We start from the raw sequence: 671 nt of genomic DNA, 5'->3' as shown, positions 1-671 counted from the left end.
TGGTCACTTTTGCAAGCTAAGTCCTTCTTAAATAGCGACCAGGAACTTTCCGAAATGGTGATGAGTCTGACGGGAACGCTGATTATCGATAAAGAAGGCAAAGTGACGAATGTCCCTTCATTGGCTGGAAATGCCGATCTCATTAATGTGCTGATTGGTACAGGAAATGGAACTCGTACTGCAAAAATATGGCGCTGTAAGGATAAAGGTACCAACAACCAGTGTATGCAGGTGAGTTTACAGGAGATCACTATCCCTGAAGCCTCTACTCTTACTTTTAAAATTCGTGAGATTATTCGAAGTATCAATACCAAACTAGTTAACGATGAAAAACCCGGTAATCGCGAGCTTAATTTCTTAAGTATGACATCACTCCCTGTTATGAAGTTTTTATCCGTTTTAAACAGCATGCACTATGGCAGTACTACTGTGGATATAGAAGAGTATTCGATGTTAATCGCTCAGGATTTATTGACTAATTATCTTACGGAATTGCTCACAGAGGTGAGTCAAGCGACGGCAGGCGCAGAATTGAATTCAGATTTAGTTAAAGAAATTCAAAAAAGAATCAATGTAGCTGTGACTAAAGTAGCCGATATTGATCCTAAGGTAGGTCGCAAACTACAAGAAAAGCTGGCTCTGATTGAGCGCATGGCTCGTATTGAAAAGCA

Annotated in this window: 1 protein-coding gene; it reads left to right on the top strand. The window is 40.2% G+C overall.

Annotation, left to right across the window (positions count from 1 at the left end; translation table 11 throughout):
• Positions 1 to 54 precede the first annotated feature (54 nt).
• Positions 55 to 671, top strand: a 617-nt coding sequence (locus DGG96_RS20610; protein ID WP_240610487.1) for a conjugal transfer protein TraH, incomplete at its 3' end; no start/stop codon positions are given.

This window comes from Legionella qingyii, assembly GCF_003184185.1.
This window is presented reverse-complemented; position numbering and strand designations above follow the sequence as displayed.